The organism is Paracraurococcus lichenis (genome assembly GCF_030657435.1).
Taxonomy (GTDB): domain Bacteria; phylum Pseudomonadota; class Alphaproteobacteria; order Acetobacterales; family Acetobacteraceae; genus Paracraurococcus; species Paracraurococcus lichenis.
On record NZ_JAUTWS010000311.1, the window covers coordinates 1 to 1266 of the forward strand.

General features: G+C 68.5%; 2 protein-coding genes. One reads left to right on the forward strand and one right to left on the reverse strand.

Going from position 1 to position 1266, the window contains the following annotated elements:
- Nucleotides 1-131 precede the first annotated feature (131 nt).
- Nucleotides 132-341: a DDE-type integrase/transposase/recombinase gene (locus Q7A36_RS39900; protein ID WP_305109342.1), complete on the reverse strand. Its 210-nt coding sequence runs from the start codon at nucleotides 339-341 to the stop codon at nucleotides 132-134.
- A gap of 50 nt (nucleotides 342-391) precedes the next feature.
- On the opposite strand from Q7A36_RS39900, the gene Q7A36_RS39905 reads away from it, so the two are divergent.
- A partial coding sequence (locus Q7A36_RS39905; RefSeq protein ID WP_305109341.1) for an IS630 family transposase occupies nucleotides 392-1266 on the forward strand: 875 nt, incomplete at its 3' end.

A 1266-nucleotide genomic window follows, 5' to 3' on the forward strand; every position in this document is an offset into this window, starting at 1 on the left:
TGACGAGCTCGAGGCGGCGCTGCACCGGGCCCTGCTCCGGTGAGGCCCAGCACCGGATGCGCTGCGAGGGTTGTGTTGCAATGTTTGCGACGAGCCGTGGGTGGTCGTGAGCGGCCACGACACGAGCCAGATCAGGCGGCGACCTGGAACAGCTCGGCGATGAATGTGGCCTGCGCCCGCATGTCGCGTCCACCAACCCTCCGTACCTGCCCCTTCCTCACCATCGCCATGACCTCGTAGCCCGCCAGTGTTCGTCGCGCCGTGTGGAAACTGCAGAAGCCCAGCCCCGGCCTGATCAGGCGTTTAACGCGCCGATGGTCTTGTTCCACTATCTTATTGATCCGGCCCTCATTGTCTTGACCTGCCCTTTGGGCATGCCAAGTCCAGGAGCATGAAGCACGTGGACATGCGCAAGTTGCCGGCCGCCGCCCAAGAGGAGCGCCGGCGGCAGGTGATCGGGCTTCGCCAGCGCGGCCTGAGCTATGGGGAGATCGCGGGGCAGGTTGGCCTGAGCCGGACCGGGGTGATCAATATCTGCCAGCGCTTCGCGGCCGAGGGGGCGAAGGGCCTGGTCAGCAAGCCGCGGGGCCGCAAGCCGGATGAGCAACGCTTGCTCGACGCGGCGCAGGAGGCCGAGATCCAGGGCCTGATCCGGCGCCATACCCCGGACGAGTTGGGCATGCCCTTTGCGCTCTGGAGCCGGGCGGCGGTGGGCCTGTTGATCACGCGCTGCTGCGGGGTCGGGCTGGCGGTGCGCACGGTGGGCAAGTACCTGGCGCGCTGGGGGTTCACCGCCCAGAAGCCGATCCGTCGGGCTTACGAGCAGGACCCTGCGGCGGTGCGGCGCTGGCTGCGGCAGGAGTATCCGGCCATCCTGGCGCGGGCCCGGCAGGCCCGGGGCGTGATCTTCTGGGGTGACGAGACCGGCTTGCGCTCGGATGACGTGCGCGGCCTCGGCTACGCCCCGCGTGGCCGGACCCCGGTGGTGCGGGTCTGCCACAAGCGAGCCAGCCTGAGCCTGATCTCGGCGGTGGCCAACAAGGGCGAGTTGCGCTGGATGGTGGTCGATGGCGCGGTCAACGCGCCGACCCTGATCCGCTTCCTCATGCGCCTGATCCGGGAGGCCCGCCGCAAGGTCTTCCTCATCCTGGATCGGCTGCGGGTGCACCGTGCCCGTCTGGTGCGGGACTGGCTCGCCATGCACAGCACCAGGATCGAGGTGCATTACCTGCCGTCCTACAGTCCCGACCTGAACCCGGATGAGAA